The 21,322-nt window shown below is 31.3% G+C and carries 20 protein-coding genes and 1 tRNA gene; 5 read left to right on the forward strand and 16 right to left on the reverse strand.

Annotation, left to right across the window (positions count from 1 at the left end; genetic code table 11):
• Positions 1 to 44: 44 nt before the first annotated feature.
• From BMX03_RS01165 to mgrA, 11 genes are all read right to left on the reverse strand, one after another.
• Positions 45 to 590 (reverse strand): flavodoxin family protein, encoded by a 546-nt coding sequence (locus BMX03_RS01165; RefSeq protein WP_075554576.1) that lies wholly within the window; start codon positions 588 to 590, stop codon positions 45 to 47.
• 144 nt (positions 591 to 734) lie between these two features.
• Positions 735 to 1,241, reverse strand: coding sequence for a hypothetical protein (locus BMX03_RS01170; RefSeq protein ID WP_022228667.1), 507 nt, complete (start codon positions 1,239 to 1,241; stop codon positions 735 to 737).
• 172 nt (positions 1,242 to 1,413) lie between these two features.
• Complete coding sequence (locus BMX03_RS01175; protein ID WP_022228668.1) at positions 1,414 to 2,826, reverse strand: glycoside-pentoside-hexuronide (GPH):cation symporter; 1,413 nt, start codon at positions 2,824 to 2,826, stop codon at positions 1,414 to 1,416.
• A 48-nt stretch (positions 2,827 to 2,874) separates the two neighbouring features.
• Positions 2,875 to 3,474, reverse strand: a complete 600-nt coding sequence (locus BMX03_RS01180) for a cytidylate kinase-like family protein (protein WP_022228669.1) — start codon at positions 3,472 to 3,474, stop codon at positions 2,875 to 2,877.
• A 299-nt stretch (positions 3,475 to 3,773) separates the two neighbouring features.
• Positions 3,774 to 5,198 carry a glycoside-pentoside-hexuronide (GPH):cation symporter gene (locus BMX03_RS01185; RefSeq protein ID WP_091693299.1) on the reverse strand — a complete coding sequence of 475 codons (1,425 nt, stop codon included), beginning with the start codon at positions 5,196 to 5,198 and terminating at the stop codon, positions 3,774 to 3,776.
• A 109-nt stretch (positions 5,199 to 5,307) separates the two neighbouring features.
• Complete coding sequence (locus tag BMX03_RS01190) at positions 5,308 to 5,910, reverse strand: cytidylate kinase-like family protein (protein WP_015562438.1); 603 nt, start codon at positions 5,908 to 5,910, stop codon at positions 5,308 to 5,310.
• Positions 5,911 to 6,432: 522 nt separating this feature from the next.
• Positions 6,433 to 7,179 (reverse strand): ABC transporter permease, encoded by a 747-nt coding sequence (locus tag BMX03_RS01195; RefSeq protein ID WP_091693302.1) that lies wholly within the window; start codon positions 7,177 to 7,179, stop codon positions 6,433 to 6,435.
• Complete coding sequence (locus BMX03_RS01200) at positions 7,169 to 7,909, reverse strand: ABC transporter ATP-binding protein (protein ID WP_022228672.1); 741 nt, start codon at positions 7,907 to 7,909, stop codon at positions 7,169 to 7,171. The genes BMX03_RS01195 and BMX03_RS01200 overlap by 11 nt, the downstream gene beginning before the upstream one ends.
• Positions 7,906 to 8,856, reverse strand: a complete 951-nt coding sequence (locus tag BMX03_RS01205; protein ID WP_022228673.1) for an ABC transporter substrate-binding protein — start codon at positions 8,854 to 8,856, stop codon at positions 7,906 to 7,908. Before BMX03_RS01205 ends, BMX03_RS01200 begins: the two co-directional genes overlap by 4 nt.
• A 144-nt stretch (positions 8,857 to 9,000) precedes the next feature.
• Positions 9,001 to 12,525 (reverse strand): pyruvate:ferredoxin (flavodoxin) oxidoreductase, encoded by a 3,525-nt coding sequence (gene nifJ / locus BMX03_RS01210; RefSeq protein ID WP_091693308.1) that lies wholly within the window; start codon positions 12,523 to 12,525, stop codon positions 9,001 to 9,003.
• Between the two features lie 161 nt (positions 12,526 to 12,686).
• Positions 12,687 to 13,676, reverse strand: coding sequence for an L-glyceraldehyde 3-phosphate reductase (gene mgrA / locus BMX03_RS01215; RefSeq protein WP_091693311.1), 990 nt, complete (start codon positions 13,674 to 13,676; stop codon positions 12,687 to 12,689).
• A gap of 105 nt (positions 13,677 to 13,781) precedes the next feature.
• On the opposite strand from mgrA, the gene BMX03_RS01220 reads away from it, so the two are divergent.
• On the forward strand, positions 13,782 to 14,201 hold the full coding sequence (locus tag BMX03_RS01220; protein WP_022228675.1) for a MerR family transcriptional regulator: 420 nt from the start codon (positions 13,782 to 13,784) through the stop codon (positions 14,199 to 14,201).
• A 59-nt stretch (positions 14,202 to 14,260) separates the two neighbouring features.
• Here BMX03_RS01220 and BMX03_RS01225 read toward each other — a convergent pair whose 3' ends face one another.
• From BMX03_RS01225 to BMX03_RS01235, 3 genes are all read right to left on the reverse strand, one after another.
• On the reverse strand, positions 14,261 to 14,569 hold the full coding sequence (locus BMX03_RS01225; RefSeq protein WP_255361385.1) for a GNAT family N-acetyltransferase: 309 nt from the start codon (positions 14,567 to 14,569) through the stop codon (positions 14,261 to 14,263).
• A 135-nt stretch (positions 14,570 to 14,704) separates the two neighbouring features.
• Positions 14,705 to 15,658, reverse strand: a complete 954-nt coding sequence (locus BMX03_RS01230) for a tRNA modification radical SAM protein MnmL/YtqA (RefSeq protein ID WP_008538173.1) — start codon at positions 15,656 to 15,658, stop codon at positions 14,705 to 14,707.
• Positions 15,658 to 17,403 carry a B12-binding domain-containing radical SAM protein gene (locus tag BMX03_RS01235; protein WP_075554583.1) on the reverse strand — a complete coding sequence of 582 codons (1,746 nt, stop codon included), beginning with the start codon at positions 17,401 to 17,403 and terminating at the stop codon, positions 15,658 to 15,660. Before BMX03_RS01235 ends, BMX03_RS01230 begins: the two co-directional genes overlap by 1 nt.
• Before the next feature lie 190 nt (positions 17,404 to 17,593).
• Here BMX03_RS01235 and BMX03_RS01240 point away from each other — a divergent pair, with 190 nt between their 5' ends.
• The 3 genes from BMX03_RS01240 (at position 17,594) to BMX03_RS01250 (ending at position 19,426) form a co-directional block, all read left to right on the forward strand.
• Positions 17,594 to 17,866, forward strand: coding sequence for an ACT domain-containing protein (locus tag BMX03_RS01240; protein WP_008538176.1), 273 nt, complete (start codon positions 17,594 to 17,596; stop codon positions 17,864 to 17,866).
• A gap of 48 nt (positions 17,867 to 17,914) precedes the next feature.
• The gene (locus tag BMX03_RS01245) at positions 17,915 to 19,276 is read left to right on the forward strand and encodes a PFL family protein (protein WP_091693314.1); all 1,362 of its coding nucleotides are present in this window, start codon (positions 17,915 to 17,917) and stop codon (positions 19,274 to 19,276) included.
• Between the two features lie 73 nt (positions 19,277 to 19,349).
• Positions 19,350 to 19,426 (forward strand) — tRNA-Arg (locus BMX03_RS01250).
• A gap of 121 nt (positions 19,427 to 19,547) precedes the next feature.
• Here BMX03_RS01250 and BMX03_RS01255 read toward each other — a convergent pair.
• Positions 19,548 to 20,357, reverse strand: a complete 810-nt coding sequence (locus tag BMX03_RS01255; RefSeq protein ID WP_022228678.1) for a nickel pincer cofactor biosynthesis protein LarC — start codon at positions 20,355 to 20,357, stop codon at positions 19,548 to 19,550.
• A 130-nt stretch (positions 20,358 to 20,487) separates the two neighbouring features.
• A complete protein-coding gene (locus BMX03_RS01260) occupies positions 20,488 to 20,976 on the reverse strand; it encodes a hemerythrin domain-containing protein (RefSeq protein ID WP_075554584.1) in 489 nt (162 codons plus the stop codon).
• Between the two features lie 186 nt (positions 20,977 to 21,162).
• On the opposite strand from BMX03_RS01260, the gene BMX03_RS11300 reads away from it, so the two are divergent.
• The gene (locus BMX03_RS11300) at positions 21,163 to 21,288 is read left to right on the forward strand and encodes a hypothetical protein (RefSeq protein ID WP_255361383.1); all 126 of its coding nucleotides are present in this window, start codon (positions 21,163 to 21,165) and stop codon (positions 21,286 to 21,288) included.
• The last annotated feature ends 34 nt before the right edge of the window (positions 21,289 to 21,322 follow it).

The following is a 21,322-nucleotide window of genomic DNA, read 5'->3' on the forward strand; positions in this document are numbered from 1 at the left end:
CACAACAAAAAAGACGGTATTAAAACCGTCTTTTTTTATTTTCTTTATTTTTTCATATTTAAATATTTTTCTCTCAAAGCTATTTTTCGTTGCATGGCCTTAACAAATTCTTTTGCTCGAGAAAAATCTTCTTCATTAGGATGCATTGAAGCTTTTTGCCAACGTTCAAGATTACGAGGTGTCGCTGCATGAGGATCATTTTTATCAGCATTTTTACGTCTTTCCAGCATTGCTGGATTTATTTTTCCTTGGCTGGCAAAAGTTCCCAATACTTTGCAATTTTCTCCTAAATAACTAGCAGCTCTAGCAAAAGCAGTTATAGAATGTTCACTATTTAATTCTGCCCCTTGTGTTTGAAATAAAATTACTGTTTTATTATTTAATTTTTTCAATAATTCCTGTACCATTTTATCTGGTTCGCCACGAGTAAGCCAATATCCTACAGCAATATTATCATAATCCTCAAGATTAAATTCATCTCGTATAGCAAAAATATTTGCCATATCTTCACCAAAACCATCATAAATAGCCTCTGCTATTTGTTTTGTATTTCCAGTTACACTAGAATAAACTATCAACCATTTTTTCATTATACACACTCTTTTCTTATAAATTAATTATTATTATAAATAAAAAAGATATAAATTCTGTTGTTTTTACAACTAATCAAACAAAAATAAAAAGGGATTAAGCATAAAGCCAATCCCTTAAATATAATTCCATTATTAATATTATTAAAATTCAATTTGTAATTTAAATTCAGTTTCCTGTTTTTCTTCTTTTGCCCAAGTATTTAACATATTAATCATAGCAATAAAAGAAGAAGCTGAAATATCTTCAATGATATTCTGATTTTCTTTAGAACGTCCACCTACATACTCTAAGCTAATGCTACTAGATAATCTTTCATCTGTTTCTTTAAGTAAAGTATTAATCACTGCATTTAAAGTTGCTTCATTAATTACTTCATAATCGCTCAAATCATTATTGCAAAAAATAGTTGTTAAATTAAAGAAACCTTTTTCTCTGTCGCTGATAGGTATAGCAAAATATCTATTTTCGTATTTTTTATTATAAGGCACATCGTAACTATGTTCATAATCCCTTACTTCATACTTACCTACTAAATAAGCAGTAGGCTTACTTTGCTCGTCTTTCACAACTTTTACCAATTCTTTAAAAGCTACTCTAAAAGTATTTTCTTTAAACCCTTGTTTATTAATATAGAGATAAACTTTCATTTAGTGCCAGGCCTCTTTTCTCCTCAAATTTCTATTAATAATAATACCATTATATTTATAAAACGTCTATTTAAATGAAAATTCAATAAAATTTTAATTTTTAATAATTATATTTAAACAAAAAAAAGGATATTCTTTTTAAAGAATATCCTTTTTATAACTTTCACATCAATTATTTATTATCTTTACCCCAAGTACGTTCAAGTTCTCTAACAATTTCAGCATGTTTTTCTTCTGTTAATTTAACTTTAGCTTTGTAAATGAATGTTGCAATGATGAGTAAGATAAATGGAATTGCAAACATGATAATTTGGAAGTTGAGTAAATCATCAGGAGTTATGCTTTCTGCTGTAACTTTATTACCAGACATACCAACCCAAACAGCTGTGAAGCCTACTATAGCAGATGTGATAGCACCGCCTAATTTATCAATTAAAGGACGTACACAAAGTACGAGTGCTTCATCACGATGACCAAGTTTTAATTGACCATATTCAACAGTATCTGTGATTGTCATTAATACAACAAGGAAGATAAGTGGCTGTGGTAATGCAAATAAACCAGCACCAAGTAATGTTAAATATACATTTTGACCTGCAAAGTAGTAAATAACTACTGCAATTAACATAATAGCGATAGAATAGAAGAATAAATTACGTCTGCTGAATTTTTTAGTTAATGATGGGAATAAAGCAACTGCCATTAAACCAATGATAACGTTGATTACACCTAAGAAGGAGAACTGAGAAGAATCACCTAATACATAAATGAAATAGTAAAGGTTGAAGTTATTGATAAGGTTTTGACCTAAACCAAAGATAAGATAAGCAAATGCAATCCATAAGAGCTGGTCATTTTTCATTAATACAGAGAAAACTTGTCCAAAAGATGTATCTGTTTTGTTTTCACGAAGAGCAGAGTCATGTTCTTTTGTACCAATACCAAGAATAATAGCACCTACAGTAGCAATTAAACCACCAATTGCAGCAAATGCGAACCAACCTGTAGCATCACCTGCACCACCATTGCTATTTTCAGAGAAAGCTAAAACAATTGGAATAACAATGATAGTTACGAGTTGACCACCGAATACAGAACCAATACGTGCATAAGTAGCTGTAATTTCACGTTCACGAGAATCAAAAGAAAGTGCTGGTATCATGGACCAAATAGCAACGTCTTTTGCTGAATAGAAAATATCCATAATTATATATAAGATAGCGAAAACAATTAAGTACATTATAGGGCTTGTTTCAGCTAAACCGCCAATATCTGTGAATAAGATAGCTAAAGTAACTGCGGCAATAACTGCACCAGAAAGAACCCAAGGTTTAAATTTACCCCATCTAGTTTTTGTTTTATCGATAGTATTCCCAATGAATGGGTCAATGAAAAGTTCCGCAACACGAATAACAAGAATAACTGTTGTTACAAGACCTATCATATATTCATTATAACTTGTATCATCTGTATTAAATAAATTACTTGTTACGAAAATCATAAAATAAGTACCAATCATTGCATAGAAAAAGTCATGCCCAAAGGTACCGCACGCATATGCCACACGTGATAAAAATCTTGACATATAAAGGCCTCCCATTATGTTATTAAAAATTTAATGACTACACTAAAATTATTTAACTGTGTTAATATATTCGATGATAGCATCAGCTATTTTATCTAAAGAAGCATTGCTAGTATTTACAATTAAATCATAGTTAGAAGCTTCGCCCCATTTTTTACCTGTGTAATAATTGTAATATCTAGCTCTTTTTTCGTTTTCTGCGTCCAATTCTTTTAAAGTTTTACCTTCGTAAACTTCTTTACCTCTTTTTTCTCTATATTCATCATTTGCACAAACAAAGATAGAGAAATGATTTGGCATATCTTCTAATACATAATCAGCGCAACGACCTAAGATAACACATGGTCCATCATTAGCAAGTTTTCTTACTACACTAGCTTCAGATAAGAACATGCCTCTACTAGATTCACCCATGCGAGTACCAAAAGAATGGAATGGCATGAATGTCAATGTCAATGGATGAACAGTATTTTCTAAATCCAATAAATCTTGTTCAGATAAATCATTAATACCTAATTTAGCTGCTGCGATATGTACAATTTGTCTATCGTACAATTTTACATTTAATTTTTTAGCTAAAATTTCAGCTAATTCACGACCACCGCAACCATACTGTCTACTTATTGTAATTACTGTATTTGAGTTCACATTAAATCCCTCTCTTTAATATTAAAATATAATAAATAAGAAAATGCTCAACTTATCAAATATATAATAATAAATAAAAGTATATGATTTTTTCGAAAATTTTTATTTCGAAAACGTTTACAATTAACCTGAAATGTACATTTCTATCTAAAAGCTTTGTTATTATTATATTTTATATCGTTACCAATAGCAATGTTTTATGTTGCTAAAATTTGTTTAAATGTTGTATATTATGTAAAATTATAAAAAAAGAACTGTACTAAAATTTAGTACAGTTCTTTTATCTTCATATTTATATATTATTTACTGATATCTTTCCAAGTACGTTCAAGTTCTTTAACGATTTCAGCATGTTTTTCTTCAGTAAGAGTAACTTTTGTTTTGTAAAGTAATGTTGCGATGAGCATGAATACGATTGGCACAGCAAACATGATTAATTCGAACATCATTTTATTGCTATCAGTAATGCTATCAGCTGTAGCTTTACCAGACATACCAACCCAAACAGCTGTGAAACCAACGATAGCACTTGTTACAGCACCGGATAATTTGTTAACTAATGGTCTGATGGAAAGAATAAGGGATTCATCACGGTGACCAATTTTTAACTGACCATATTCAACAGTATCTGTGATTGTCATTAATACTACTAAGAATATAAGTGGCTGTGGTAAGTTGAATAAACCAGCTGCGATTAATACTAATACAGAGTTTGTACCAGCGAAAGCATAGATGATCAATGCAATGATCATGATTACGACAGAATAGAAGAATAAGTTTCTTCTTTTGAATTTAGTTGTTAATATAGGGAATAAAGCAACTGCTAATAAACCAATGATAACGTTGATAATACCTAAGAAGGATAAATAAGTGGAATCACCTAAAATGTAAGCGAAATAGTACATCTGAAAGGAGTTTACTAAGTCCTGACCGAAGCAGAAGATAAGGAATGTAATAGCGATCCACATTAACTGGTCATTTTTACCTAAGATAGAGAATACTTCTTTGAAAGTTGTTTCTTTTTTGTTTTCACGAAGAGCGGAAGCTTGTTCTTTTGTACCAAGACCAAGGATAACAGCACCTAATAAGGATACACCGCCACCGATTAAAGCAAAAGCTAACCAACCATTAGCATCACCAACACCGCCGTTAGCGTCTTTGGAGAAGAATAATACGATAGGAATAACCATTACTGTTACGAGCTGAGCACCAAATACGGAACCAATACGAGCAAATGTTGCTGTAATTTCACGTTCTTTAGAGTCGAAGGACATTGCTGGAACCATAGACCAAATAGCAACGTCTTTTGCTGAATAGAAGATATCCATTACTAAGTATAAAATAGCAAAGATAATTAAGTAGAGTAATGGATTAGATGTTGTTAAACCACCTAAGTCAGTGAACAAAATTGCTAAGCTTAAAGCTGCTACGAAACCACCAACAATAACCCATGGTTTAAATCTACCCCATCTAGTGTTTGTTTTATCGATAGTGTTACCAATGAATGGGTCAATGAAAAGTTCTGCTACACGAATTACAAGGATTACTGTCATGATGATACCGATCATATATTCATTATGACTTGGATCTTCTGTGTTGAAAAGATTACTTGTGATGAACATGATAAAGTATGTGCTAACCATCATATAGAAGATATCATGTCCGAAAGTACCACAAGCATATGATATGCGTTGCATAAGTTTATTACCATTATTACCTGACATTTATAAGTCCTCCTAAATAAAATTATAAATATTTAATAAAAAAATTATTAACAAAACTTATGTAGATAACAGCATCTATGCTGTTACCCTTCTATATTCTTTAGTTCTTTTATTCTTGAACTTTATTAATATATTCAATGATAGCATCTGCTATTTTGTCTAAAGATGCATTGCTAGTATTTACAATTAAATCATAGTTAGAAGCTTCGCCCCATTTTTTACCTGTATAATAATTGTAGTATCTAGCTCTTTTTTCATTTTCTTCGTTTAATTCTTTTAAAGTTTTACCTTCGTAAACTTCTTTACCTCTTTTTTCTCTATATTCATCGTCTGCACAAACGAAAATGGAGAAATGATTTGGCATATCTTCTAATACATAATCAGCACAACGACCTAAGATAACACATGCTCCATCGTTAGCAAGTTTTCTTACTACACTAGCTTCAGATAAGAACATACCTCTGCTGGATTCGCCCATGCGAGTACCGAAAGAATGGAATGGCATGAATGTCAATGTCAATGGATGAACAGTATTTTCTAATTCTAATAAATCCTGTTCAGATAAATCATTGATACCTAATTTAGCTGCTGCTATATGAACAATTTGTCTATCATATAACTTTACATTTAGCTTTTTAGCTAAAATTTTAGCTAATTCACGACCACCGCAACCATACTGTCTACTAACCGTGATTACTGTGTTTTCCTTCATTAAAAATCACCTACTCATTTATTTTATTATCAATATGAAATTGATAACGAGTTAATATTTCAAAATACCATATTTTTTATTTATAAATGCAATATTATATCAATAAATAAAACCATATGATTTTTTAGAAAATTCAATTTCATAAAATTGAAAATGGAAAACGTTTACACGTTTTGTCAAAATACGAACTTATTTTATACATATCTTAAAGTTCTCGAACAAATGTTTGTTTTTATTTTTACAAATTTTCATTTAACTCAGCTTCATTATATTATTCTCATCACTTAAAGTCAATATATATTTCTCAAAAAATTTTATATAACAAGCTAGAATTTAATAAAAATCTCAACATAAATACAAAAAACAAACGTTTACATCAACAAATTTACAATCTTGTTATGGTTTAATTATACCCATCTCCCTATATAAAGTCAATATACAATTTTCAAAAAATTATATAAAAAATTAAAATTAATTACAAAAAAGATATGGTTCTAATATCGCTACTAGAACCATATCTTCTTATACTTTTTTCTTCCATTTGCAAAAATAATTTTCTACTAAGTCCAAAAAACCAAACAAAAATAGACCTATTAAACTTAAAACTACAATACCTGCGTACATATCTAGATAATTTACACGAAGCCACGAATCCATTATAAAATATCCCATACCATATTTAGTGCCAAATGTCTCTGTAAAAAACAATACTGATATAGCTGTCCCCATTGCTACACGTAAAGATGTAATAAAATTTGGTAATACATCTGGCCATAGTATATTTAAGAAAATTTGTCTAAAAGATGCACCTAAACTATATAAAGGAAAAAACATTTCTTTTGGTATAGTTTTTATACTATCGCGAATAGCAACTAACACTTGAAAAATCACAATCAAAAATATCATAATAACTTTTGGTAATTCTCCAATACCAGCTAAAAGCATCAAGATAGGCAATAATGCAATCTTAGGAATAGGATATGTCAGATAAACAATAGGAGCTAAAATCTTATCACATTTTTTATAATATCCCATCATCACTGCTATTGGTACACCAGTTATTATAGCTAAAAATACTCCTGCTATAATTCGCCAAAGACTATATAGTGCATGAATAGCTATTGTTTGTGTAAAAATATTGCCCAATCTTTCCATTACCAAAACAGGCGAAGGAATAATTGGCAAATGTACGATTATAGATATAACATACCATAAAATAAGCAATAATATCATTGCAGGTAAATAAAAATGCCATGATTTATCTTTCATTTTTACTACCTGCTTTCTTTAAATAATTTCTTATTTCTTTACTTAGTGAACTAAAGATTTCTCTATCACGAAAATTCTTATCACTAAATAAAGGATTATCGATTATTTTATAGATACCTCCAGGTGCACTAGTCATCACTATTATTTTTTGCCCTAAATATAAAGCTTCTTCTACATAATGCGTAACTAATATAGTAGAAACTTTCTGCTTCTGCCATAAATCAATGAATACATCTTGCATTTCTTCCCTTGTAATAGCATCTAAAGCAGAAAAAGGTTCATCCATTAATAATAAATCAGCTTTTAAAGCAAAAGCCCTAGCTAAACTTACGCGTTGTTGTTGACCACCACTTAAATTATTAGGATAACGATTTAGTAAATTACTTAATCCTAAATTATCTACTAAATTTCGAGGCAAACCTTGTTTAGCTTCTTTTTTTATTTTTAAACCTAATAAAATATTTTCTTTTACAGTAAGCCATGGCAATAATCCATAATTTTGAGGAATAAAACCTATAGTTTGTTTTTTAGGGGAAGGATTTTCTCCATTTATTTGCACTAAACCCTGATAATTTTTTTGTAGTCCTGCCAAAACATTCAATAAGGTAGATTTCCCACAACCAGAAGGGCCAATCACTGCACAAGTTATCCCTGTTGGCAAATTTAAATTAATATCTTCTAATATATTTGTATCATCATATCTTACATAAAGTCTATCTACGGTAATCATTTCGTTAAAATATCACTTACTATATCTTCATAATTATATTTTTCAGTTACTAATTCTTTTTTATTGAGCCAATTTATAGATTTATCCCAATCAGATTTTTCTGGTAATGCAGCTTTCATATATTTTGGCATAACTAAAGCATCTTTAGTTGCTGGTGGTAATCCTGCTGTTTCAATAACTAAATCCATGTATTCTTCTTGAGGAGTAGAATTTAGATATTCTATAGCTTTATCATAAGCTCTATACATAGCTTTTATAGCTTCTTTTTTATTTTCTACGCTATCATTTGTAAATACCATTACGCCTGGATTTATTTTCATAGCTTCAGAAGAATTTACTAAATAACTGCCATTTTTTATAGCGATACTGCCCATAGGTTCAGGAAGTACTGCACCATCTAATTTACCATTTTGTAACATTTCTAATCTTGTAGGTATCTGTGGAATTACTGTTTTATTGATATCTGCTTCAGTCATATTGTTTTGTGCAAGCATTTCATCTAAAACAAATTCAATAATAGTATTTTTAGATACGGATATATTCTGACCTTTCATTTCCGCTAAAGATTTAGCAGTATTGCCAGTACCTGCAATCAAACAGTAATTGCCATTAGTAGAAGAAGTTATTTTTACATCAAATCCTCCAGCTTTAGCAAATCCTGCTGCTAACATATCAGATACGCCACCATCTAAATTGCCACTTTGAAGGGCACTTTCTCTATCCATAGCACTTTTAAAATACTGTAACTCTACGTCTACACCTTCTTCTTTAAAATAACCTTTTTCTTGAGCAATAATAAATGGTATGGAATCAATGTCTGGCATTAATCCAATTTTTAAAGTTTCTGTTTTTGTATTATCTGCTACTTCTTTTTCATCTGTAGTTGAACCACAAGCTATGCATAGCATGGATAAAATACAAATTGCTACTAATAATAATTTTTTCAAAACATTCATTCCTTTCTTATATAATGTATTCCTATGCTTAACTATTTAATTAATCCTTTTATATCATATAAAAAAAACTTAATTCATGCAATAAAAAACTGACGCTAATAAATAGCGTCAGTTTTATTTTATCAGCACGAAAAATTATTTACCTGCTAATTTTTTATATCCTTCAAGACGTTCTTTTGCATCTTTTTCTGTTTTTGCAAATAATTCATCTGCAATTTCAGGGAATGCACGTTTTAAGGATGTATAACGAACTTCACCTTGAATAAATTCTTGGAAGTTTCCTGTTGGTTCTTTAGAGTCTAAGCTAAATGGATTTTTATCTGTGCCACGTAATTCAGGATTATAACGATAAGTAGCCCAGTAACCAGCTTCAACAGCACGTTTAGTTTCAAGTTGGCTCTTGCCCATACCTGCACGTAAACCATGGTTGATACATGGAGCATATGCAATGATAAGAGATGGTCCTTTATAAGCTTCTGCTTCAGCAATAGCTTTTAAAGTTTGGTTTTTATCGTAACCCATAGCAATCTGTGCTACATATACATAGCCATAGCTCATTGCCATCATGCCGATATCTTTTTTCTTAGTACGTTTACCAGTAGCGGCAAATTGAGCAATAGCAGCAGCTGGAGTAGCTTTAGAGGACTGTCCACCAGTATTTGAGTAAACTTCTGTATCGAGAATTAATACGTTAACATCTTCACCAGAAGCAAGTACATGGTCAAGACCGCCATAACCGATATCATAACCCCAACCGTCGCCACCAATGATCCATTGGGAACGTTTTACAAAGAAATCTTTTTTATCATAGATTTCATTTAAGAGTGCATTATCGCCTTTTTCTGCTTCAAGAAGTTCAGTCAATTTTTCAGCACGTTCACGGCTGCCTTCACCTTCATTGATGTTAGCTTGCCAATCAGCAAATGTAGCTTTGAGTTCATCACTACCAAGACCTTCTTCTAAAGCTTGAGTGATTTTTGAAGATAATGTTTCACGAACAGCTTTTGTTCCAAGGAACATACCTAAACCATATTCTGCGTTATCTTCAAATAAGGAGTTAGCCCAAGCAGGACCTTGTCCTTTATGGTTTTTAGTGTATGGCATAGATGGTGCAGAACCGCCCCAAATAGAAGAACAGCCTGTAGCATTAGCTACCATCATGCGATCACCAAAGAGCTGAGTAATGAGTTTTACATATGGAGTTTCACCACAACCAGCACAAGCACCGGAGAATTCTAAGAGTGGTTGTTCGAACTGACTACCTTTGAGAGTAGTTTTCTTCATAGGATTTTTCTTAGGTGCAACTTTTGTAGCATCAACAGCATAATCAAATTCAGCTTGTTTTGCAAGTTGAGTTGCAATAGGTTTCATAGCAAGAGCAGAACCTTTTGGAGCTGGACAAATATCAGCACAGTTACCGCAACCTGCACAATCTTTTGCAGAAATAGTGATTGCAAAATTTAAGCCTTTAGCACCAAGAGCTGGTTTGGATTTCATTGTTTCTGGAGCATTAGCTACTTCTTCATCTGTCATAAGTACTGGACGAATTGCAGCATGTGGACATACGAAGGAGCATTGGTTACACTGAATACATTTATCAATATCCCATTCTGGAACATTAATAGCAATACCGCGTTTTTCATAAGCAGCAGTACCTACTGGGAATGTACCATCTTCAATACCTTTGAAAGCACTTACAGGAAGTTTATCGCCTTCTTGACGGTTCATTGGATTTTGGATATTTTTAATGAAATCAGGAATATTAGCATTTGCATCATCAGCATCTTTAGCATCTTTCCAAGAAGCTGGAACTTCTACTTTATGAAGAGCTTCGATACCTTTGTCGATAGCGCCATTATTCATATCAACGATATGTTGACCTTTTTTACCATAAGAAGTAACAACTGCATCTTTAAGATATTTAACAGCTTCATCAATAGGAATGATATTTGCAAGTTTAAAGAATGCAGACTGCATAACCATGTTAAAGCGACCGCCAAGACCGAGTTCTTGAGCAATTTTAACAGCATTTACAGTGTAGAAGTTAATATTGTTTTCTGCAATATAACGTTTCATATATGCAGGGAGTTTTTCTGTTAATTCTTCATCAGTCCAAAGTGTATTTAATAAGAATGTACCATTTGGTTTTAAACCAGCAAGTAAATCATATTTATCTACATAAGACTGTTGAGAACAGGAAATGAAGTTTGCTTTATTGATGAGATATGGAGACATAATTGTTTTTTTACCAAAACGCAAGTGAGACATTGTTACCCCACCAGATTTTTTGGAGTCATATGCAAAATATGCCTGTGCATACATATCTGTTTTATCGCCGATGATTTTAACAGCACTTTTATTTGCACCTACAGTACCATCAGAACCTAAGCCCCAGAATTTGCAAGCAGTTGTTCCTTCTGGTGTAAGGTCGATATCTTCATGATATTCTGGTAAAGAAGTGAAAGAAACATCATCATTGATACCAATAGTAAAGCCATTTTTAGGATCATCTTTTTTGAGTTCATTATAAACTGCAAAGATTTGATCTGGAGTAACATCTTTACCACCAAGACCATAACGACCACCAACGATTGTTGGACGTAAATCGCTATTATAAAGAGCGGACTGAATTTCAAGATATAAAGGTTCGCCGATAGAACCAGCTTCTTTTGTACGGTCCATAACAGCAATTTTCTTAACAGTTTTTGGAAGTGCATTTAAGAAATGTTTTACAGAGAATGGTCTGTAAAGGTGAATGGATACAACACCGACTTTTTCGCCTTTTGCATTCAAGTAATCAACAACTTCCATAGCTGTATCACATAAAGAGCCCATAGCAATGATTACACGATCAGCATTTGGATCACCATAATAGTTGAATAATTGATAATTACGGCCTGTTAATTTATTGATTTCAGCCATAGCATCTTCAACCATCTGTGGAACAGCTTCATAATAAGGATTTGCAGATTCTTGACCTTGGAAATAAATATCAGGGTTTTGGCTAGTACCACGAATTACTGGATGATCTGGATTTAAAGCATTATGACGGAATTTATTTACAGCTTCCCAATCAAGCATTTTGCCTAAATCTTCATAATCTAAAACTTCGATTTTTTGAATTTCATGAGAAGTTCTAAAACCATCAAAGAAGTTTACAAATGGTACACGGCTTTTGATAGCTACAAGGTGAGCAATAGCACTTAAGTCCATAACTTCTTGAACACTAGCTTCAGCAAGCATAGCGCAACCAGTTTGACGAACTGCCATAACATCACGTTGATCACCAAAAATATTAAGAGAAGATGTTGCAAGAGCACGAGCACTTACATGGAATACACCTGGGAGCAATTCACCAGCAATCTTATACATATTAGGAATCATTAATAAAAGACCCTGAGAAGCAGTATAAGTAGTAGTTAATGCACCAGCCTGGAGAGAACCATGTACTGTACCAGCAGCACCTGCTTCAGATTGCATTTCTACAACACGTACTTTTTGACCGAAAAGGTTTTTCTTACCTTTTGCTGCCATTTCATCTACAACTTCTGCCATTGGAGATGATGGAGTAATTGGATAAATAGCTGCTACATCTGTAAATGCATAAGATATATACGCCGCAGCAGTATTACCATCCATAGTTTTCATATGTTTGCTCATATTTTCAAATAAGCTCCCTTCTATATATATATACCCTTTTATAGGCATTTTAAACTATAACACATATTTATGATACAACTTTTTATAATATTTTTCAACTATGAATATACCTTTTATATCTATAATTTATCAGTGGTAAATCCATACTCATATAGAAAATTTTATAAACTATTATCATCTATAAGTTTCAATTCTTCACTAGAAAACGCTATATTGTTCATTGCTTCCAAATTCATTAAAATCTGTTCTGGCTTTGATGCACCTATCAAAACACTTGTAACTATGTTATCTTTTAAAATCCAAGCCAATGCCATCTGAGCTAAAGTTTGACCACGCTGTTTTGCTATTTCATTTAAATTAGCAATCTGTGTTAATTTTTTTTCTGTCAAAATTTCAGCTTTCAAAAATCTTCCATCAGTTTTTATACGACTATCTTCAGGAATACCTTTCAAATATCTATCTGTCAATAATCCTTGTGCTAATGGGCTAAAAGCTATAATACCTTTATTTAATTTATGTGCCATTTCCTTCAAGCCATTATTCTCAATAGTTCTATCGAAAATAGAATAACGATTTTGATTGATGATAAATGGACAATGCATTTGAGTTAAAATCTCACTAGCTTTTGCTAAAGTTTCACCATCATAATTTGATAAACCTACATATAAAGCTTTTCCACTTTGTACTATTTGATTTAATGCTCCCATAGTTTCTTCAAGTGGAGTGTCTTTATCCATGCGATGATGATAAAAAATATCTACATACTCAAGACCCATGCGTTTTAAACTTTGGTCTAAACTAGCAATCAAATATTTTCTACTGCCCCAGTTGCCATAAGGGCCTTCCCACATATCATAGCCAGCTTTTGTACTGATTAATAATTCATCACGGTATTTTTTCAAATCTTGTTTTAAAATTCTACCAAAATTTATTTCTGCACTGCCATAAGGAGGGCCATAATTATTTGCCAAATCAAAATGAGTTATGCCATTATCAAAAGCAGTGAAACAAAGTTTTTGCATGGTTTTGAAATCATTATTATCACCAAAATTATGCCAAAGACCTAAAGATACTCTTGGCAATTTCAAACCGCTTTTACCACATCTAGCATATTCTAACTTATTATATCTGTCTTTATCTGCTATATACATGAAAAACGCCCCTTTACTTTTAGTCAATATCTTTTTTATAATTATCATAATACTAATTCAAGTACGCTTTAAGTCAAGATATTACTATGATAAAGGGGCTTTATTATGGATAAACAATATTCAATTCGTGAAGTATCAGCCAAATTCAATCTGCCAGCTTCCACGCTTCGCTATTATGAAGAAGTAGGCATTTTAACTGATATTCCTCGTAATTCATCAGGCAAACGCATTTATTTAGAAAAACATATCAATCGTTTAAAAATTATCTGCTGTTTTAAAAATACTGGTATGAGTATCGCTCAACTACAAGAATTTTTTCAATATGAACAGCAAGAGCCTTCACATATTGATGATATTTTAAAATTATTGACCAATCAAAAAAATCATATTCTAGCACAATTAGCAAAAATGCAACACGATTATAAGCATATTCAAAAAAAATTAGCTTATTATCAAGCTATGAAAACAGCTGTGGATAATCATACTGCTCTACCTAATTGGCAAGATTATAAATGCGATAATTGAAATATAAGCTATAATAATTTAACTAGAAATTTTTCCTTAAATTATTATAGCTTTTTTATTTATAATTTAACTTTCATAGTTTCAGGATTGCACAGTTGCATAGGTGTGCCTTCTTTTACTATATTAAAACCTAATTTTTGATAAAAACTAACATTTTTCTTTTCATCAGGCATCAATTCAATATAAAGATAATCTTTATATTTATTTTTTATCATCTTTACTAAATTGCTGGCAATACCTCTACCTTGATATTTAGGATTTACCAATACATAATGAATATATGCTGTAAGTATGCCATCATCTAAAGCTCTAGCTAAGCCTACTAATTTATTATTCTCCCATGCAGTGAATACCGTTGGTAAATTAATTAATGCTGTATATAATTTATCAGGATTACTAGCTGATAATTGCTAATCAACAGATAAAAATAATTCTAATATATTTTCTTTCGTAAAATCTTTTTCATCTTTATAAATGATTTCCATAAAATCAAAATCCTTACATCATTCTTTAACTAAAAATTTTTGTACAGCACTGCCATTTAAATAATTACATAGACGACCTTGATAAAGATTTTTTTCTTCCATTTCTTTTACAATTTCATCACGAATTTTCCACCAGCCTGTCTGCCAATTACTAAATAAAGTATTTTCAGCTGGTGCTCTACCGATTAATCGCTGTAAAACAATATTTGGAGATAAATGTTCTAAGAAATCAATTACTCTTTGTTTATAATGTTCACAAGAAATAATTTCAAATTCTTTATTTTCATATTGCTGAGCCATTTTTGTATTTTTTACGATATAAAGTGCATGTAATTTCACCTGGTCAACGCCGAGTGCAGAAATCACTCTAGCAGTTTCAATCATATCTTTATCATCATCCCATGGTAAATCTAAAATTACATGAGTACAACACAATAAACCATAACGCTTTATACGTAATACTGCATCAATATATTCTGCCAAACCATGACCGCGATTTATTTTTTCTAAAGTCTTATAATTTATCGTTTGTAAACCTAATTCTACACAAATATCAATATTTTTTTCTTTAGCAATTCTAGCTAAGATTTCTAAATAAACATCATTTATGCAATCTGGTCTTGTCGCTATATAAATAGCCACTATATCATCACTAGCACATGCTTCTAATACATATTTTTCTAATTGCTCTGGTGGCATATACGTATTACTGAAATTTTGAAAATACGGTATGAATTTTTTCGCCTTATACTTAGGCACTATATGAGCCTTATTCATGCGAATTTGCTCTGTTACAGATAATTCTGGTGGCAAATTTTCATAACCTGCACCGATACTACCGCAAAAAGTACAGCCAAATTTTCCACATGAACCATCACGATTAGGGCAAGTAAGCGGTAAACCTATAGGCAATTTATAAACTTTCTCGCCATAACGCTGTTTTAAATAATCGGAAAAAGCATAATATATCATTATAAATTTATATCTCCTTGTTTTATTTCTTGATAAAATACTCCACCATCTTCATAGGCAAAAATCATTGCATTTTCTTTTGCTTTTATTTGACATGATTTCGCTTCATTCATATCATAGGCAAAAACTTCTATCGAAAATTTCTTTTTCAAATCGCGCCATGATTTAAATTGATAATTATTAATATAAGCTAATGCTTTCTCACTCATATAGAAATCATCTGTTACTTTTTTATCTACTTCTTTCCATGGCAACATATCTATTTTTATCTTACCTTTATCTGTCAATAAAGCGTCGAATTTCAATACATTATAAATATATTCTTTATCTTTTATTTTAGAATTTTGCTTAATAAAATCATATAAAAATACATATAAATTCTTAGGAGCATGTGGTGCTAAATGCAATTTTTTAGCTTGCCAATATTGAGCAAAATCAGCAAAAAATGTGTAGGCATCTTGATTGTACTGTTTAATTAAATTAATAATCGTATATTTAAAACGGCCAGCATTATAATACAGTTCCAATACATCTACAAAAATCTGTAATTTTCGCATAGTGGCATAATCCATATATTTATTGCTTATTACTTGATATGGTGCTTGTGGCATATATACATAATCATGTTCTTGTATTAAATCATTCATTGCTGCACCTTTTAATAATTTTAAAAAGCCCACTTGAAGCATATCAGCTTGCAATAAATACACATCATTAAAAGATTTTGCAAAAGAAGTAATATCTTCATAAGGAAGACCAATAATCAAATCCACATGCAGATGAATATTTCCATAAGCCATGATAGATTTTATATTATTTGTCATTTCTTCCCATGGATTTGCTCTACTTATCTGACCTAGAGTTTTTAAATTCGTAGATTGAATACCTATTTCAAACTGTACTCTACCCTTTGGCATTTTCTTAAGTACAGCCTTGATTTCATCATCAATATGGTGAGCTACTATTTCAAAATGGAAATTAGTCCTGCAATCTTGTTTAGCAATAAATTCCAAAATCGGTAAATAATGCTTTTTATCTGCATTAAAAGTTCTATCTACAAATTTTACCTGACGAACATTATGTTTAATAAAATAACTTAGTTCGGCAAAAACTTTATCTAAAGAGCGATATCTTACGCCTTTAGTCGCACAAGATAGGCAATATTTACAAGAATAAGGACAACCTCTTGAACTTTCATAATAAATTATCTTATCCTTTAAATTTTCGATATCATTATCATCATAAGGGAAAATTATTTCATCTAAATCACTTACTGTAACTGCAATATTCTCATCAATAGTATCATCACTATTTCTCTTTGCTATGCCAGCAATTTTTATTTCTTCATTATTTTTTTCATCTAATAAAGCCTGCAATAAATCATGAAAAGCTTTTTCACCTTCGCCACGCACTACAAAATCCACCATAGGAAAATCCTGCATAAATTCTTTTGTAGCATATGAAACTTCTGGCCCGCCACAGATAATCTTACAATTTGGCAATAATCTATGCACAAGTGGCAATAATTGTTTCACTAATTCAATATTCCAGATATAACAAGAAATTCCCAATATATCTGGTCTAGCATCAAATATCTGATTAGCAATATCAATTAAATGATTATTTATAGATACTTCTAGCATCTCTATATCACAAGATAAATCTTGACAATTTTTGTATATATAGCGAATTGCTAATGACGAATGTATATATTTTGCATTTATCGCTGTCAATAAAACTTTCATAAAAAACTCCTCTTATCTCTAATTTTTATCATTTTCATTAAAAAACACAATATCCTAAAATAATACTTATATTATTATATATGTACAATGTATTTTTAGCAAAAACTAATGCAAGCTACTACTATTAATGATATAATAACACTGTTACAATAATTTAGTAACTCTATAAAATTAATAAGGGGAAGTATAAATGAAACTCGTTATAACTGTTATCGGAAAAGACCGTGTAGGCATTATTGCCACTGTAAGTAATGTTCTTGCTGAAAACAAAGTAAATATTATCAGCATCAACCAAAATATTATGAATGGCTTTTTCAATATGGTTCTAATTGCTGAAATGACTGACAAAAACATTAAATTACAGGATTTACAAAAACTCCTCAAAGAAAAAGGTGCTCAGCTTAACGTAGATATCAAAGCTCAACATGAAGATATCTTCAATGCTATGCATACAATCGGCTAATTTTAAATATTCTTTATTAATTAACTAAAGAATTTAGGAGGAACTTTTGTGATTACTATTAATGATATTTTAGAAACTAATCGTATGATAACAGAAAATAAATTAGATGTTCGTACGATTACATTAGGACTTAGTCTTCGTGATTGTGCTCACCCTAATTTAAAACAATTTTGTGATAATGTTTATGACAAAATCACAAAATCTGGTGAATTCTTAGTAAAAACCGGTGAAGATATTTCTAGTGAATATGGTATTCCCATTATTAATAAACGTGTTTCTGTAACTCCTATTGCTATTGCTGCTGAAGCCTGCAAGACAGATACTTACGTTCCTGTTGCTGAAGCAATGGATAGAGCTGCTAAAGAAATTGGTATTGATTTCATCGGCGGTTTTTCTGCTCTTGTTGAAAAAGGTTATACAAATGGTGATAGACTTCTCATCAATTCCATTCCACAAGCTTTAGCTACTACAGACTTAGTTTGCTCTTCTGTAAATCTAGGTTCTACAAAAGCAGGTATCAATATGGACTGCGTTCGTGAAATGGGCGAAGTAGTAAAACGCACTGCTGAACTTACTCGCGACCGTGAAGCTATTGGTTGTGCTAAACTCGTTATCTTCTCTAATGCTCCTGGAGATAATCCATTTATGGCTGGTGCTTTCCATGGTGTTAGTGAAGCTGAAAAAGTAGTAAGCGTTGGCGTAAGTGGCCCTGGTGTTGTAAAACATGCTCTCGAAGATTTAAAAGGTGCAGATTTTACACAAGTTGCTGAAACAATTAAAAAGACTGCATTCAAAATCACTCGTGTAGGTCAATTAGTAGCTAAAGAAGCTTCTCGTCGTCTTGGCGTACAATTTGGTATTATCGATTTATCCTTAGCACCAACTCCTGCTGTTGGTGATAGTGTTGCTCATATCTTAGAAGAAATGGGTCTTGAATCTTGTGGTGCTCCAGGTACAACAGCAGCTCTTGCTTTATTAAATGACGCTGTAAAAAAAGGTGGCTTAATGGCTTCCTCTCACGTTGGTGGTTTAAGTGGTGCTTTCATTCCAGTAAGTGAAGACGCTGGTATGATTGATGCTGTAAGCTGTGGAAGTCTTTCCATTGAAAAATTAGAAGCTATGACATGCGTTTGCTCTGTAGGTCTTGATATGATCGCTATCGCAGGAGATACTCCAGCTGCTACAATCTCTGGTATCATCGCAGATGAAGCTGCTATCGGTATGATTAATAATAAAACTACTGCCGTTCGTGTTATTCCTGTTCCTGGTAAAAAAGTTGGCGATACTGTTAACTTTGGTGGTTTACTCGGTCATTGCCCTATTATTAAAGTTCGCAGTGAATATAGTTCTGATGCATTTATTGCTCGTGGTGGTCGTATTCCTGCACCTGTACGTAGCTTAACAAATTAATTTAAAAAAATTTTAAAAAAGTTGTTGACAAACACGTAATATATAGATATAATATTAAATGTTCTCAAGGAACGCGCCCATAGCTCAGCTGGATAGAGCACACGCCTTCTAAGCGTGCGGTCGCAGGTTCGAATCCTGCTGGACGCACCACTTTGAAATCAGAGCCTTAGCAATAGCTAAGGCTTTTTTTGTTATCTAAATATAAAATTTTAATTCATAAATAAAAAGAGACTCTATAAATTTTTTATCATTTATAAAGTCTCTTATTTTTTTATTTAACTTCAATCATCATAGCACGAACTACATTTGGTATATCATATTTTCTTTTCCCTGCGCCTATACCAATTTTCTTTATAATAAATTCTTCTGGCAATTTATCTTCTGTTTGAATACCTGCAATAATAGCAGCCCCTGTTGGAGTAATTAATTCCCCTTTTGTCTGTGTATAATGTAATCTTAAACCATGTTCTATAGCAATATTTACTACAGCTGGCACAGGAATAGGAATTTGGCCATGTTGACAACGCACAAAGCCTTGACCTTCATATATCTTTGGACAAACAACTCTATCTATATTTAATTTATCTATACATACAGCAGCAGCTACTATATCAACAATAGAATCCACTGCCCCTACTTCATGGAAATGAACTTCATCAATACTTACACCATGAGCTTTTGCTTCAGCATTAGCAATAATATTAAAAATTCTTATTGCAATTTCTTTTGCTCTATCTGTTATTTGTGATTTATTAATTATTTCTACGATTTCTTTTAAACCACGATGTTCATGGTGATGATGATGTTCATGACTATGATTATGGTGATGAGCCTCATGATATTCACTATGTAAGTAATTCATATCATGGTCATGATTATCTATATCCAAAATTACATTAAAATCACAAGCATCAAGTGCCATTTTCTTCACACGGCTAATTTCTATTTTATATCCATCTAGTGGTAATGTTTGTAAATTTTCCATTAAATAATCTTTATCTACACCTAAATCTAATAACGAAGCTACAAACATATCTCCACTAATACCGGCATAACATTCTAAATACAATATATTATTCATAATCTAGCTCCTTTGTCTTCTATCTACATTATATATTAACTGTTAAACTTAACTTCATGTCAATAAAAAAATGAAAAAACCTACTATAATAATTTAAATAAATTTTAAATCATCATAATAGGCTTTTTTATTATTTCATATAATTTTTTGCTTGCTCATTTAATTTTTCTATTACTTCTTTAGATAATAAACGTTCACCATAAGGATAAGCCACTCTATTTTCCTTATCTATATGTCTACGAAGTAAATAAACATAAGACATTGTATTTGTAACTATCGCCAATTTTAATTTTACTGTAGGCTCTTTTTGATACGCTTTCAACGCATTTTCCAATTCCCATACATATAATCTAGCTAAATTATGTTCTACAATCATACCATGATTTACTAAATTATTTGCCATCTCATCTTTCGTTTCAAGCATAGCTTTGAATAAAAGTTCTTCTTCTTTTTGATGATGAGTTTTATCTGCATATACACGGATAAATTCTATAGCTTTTGTATATTCTTCAATAAATATTTCATTTTTTTCCATCAAATCTATTGCCATAGCTTCAAATTTATCTACAAATTTACTGATATTATCATGTTCTTCTCTTAAAATTTCAAATATATTCATTAAATAGCCTCTCCTAAATCACAAAAAATTTATACTCAATTAATAATCATCTAAATTTCATATATCATTATATAATAAATCATATTAAGTATATGTTGTTTTTCCAACATATTTTTAAAAACTTATAAAAATTTTCCATAGTATATACTAAATGATTATAATAAAATAAAGATTAGAGGTGATTTCATGTATAAACGTAAATATAAAGAAAAATTTCCTGTTATTGCCATTTGTTATGACTTTGATTATTGTGAACCGCACACTTGTGATTTAAATCATGAGTTAGGCAAACAAAATAGTCAGCGTATATAGAAATATGTACGTAGAGATAGACAAAGAGCTATCC

It is taken from the genome of Megamonas sp. Calf98-2 (assembly GCF_900110235.1).
In the GTDB taxonomy this organism is placed as follows: Bacteria; Bacillota; Negativicutes; order Selenomonadales; family Selenomonadaceae; genus Megamonas; species Megamonas funiformis.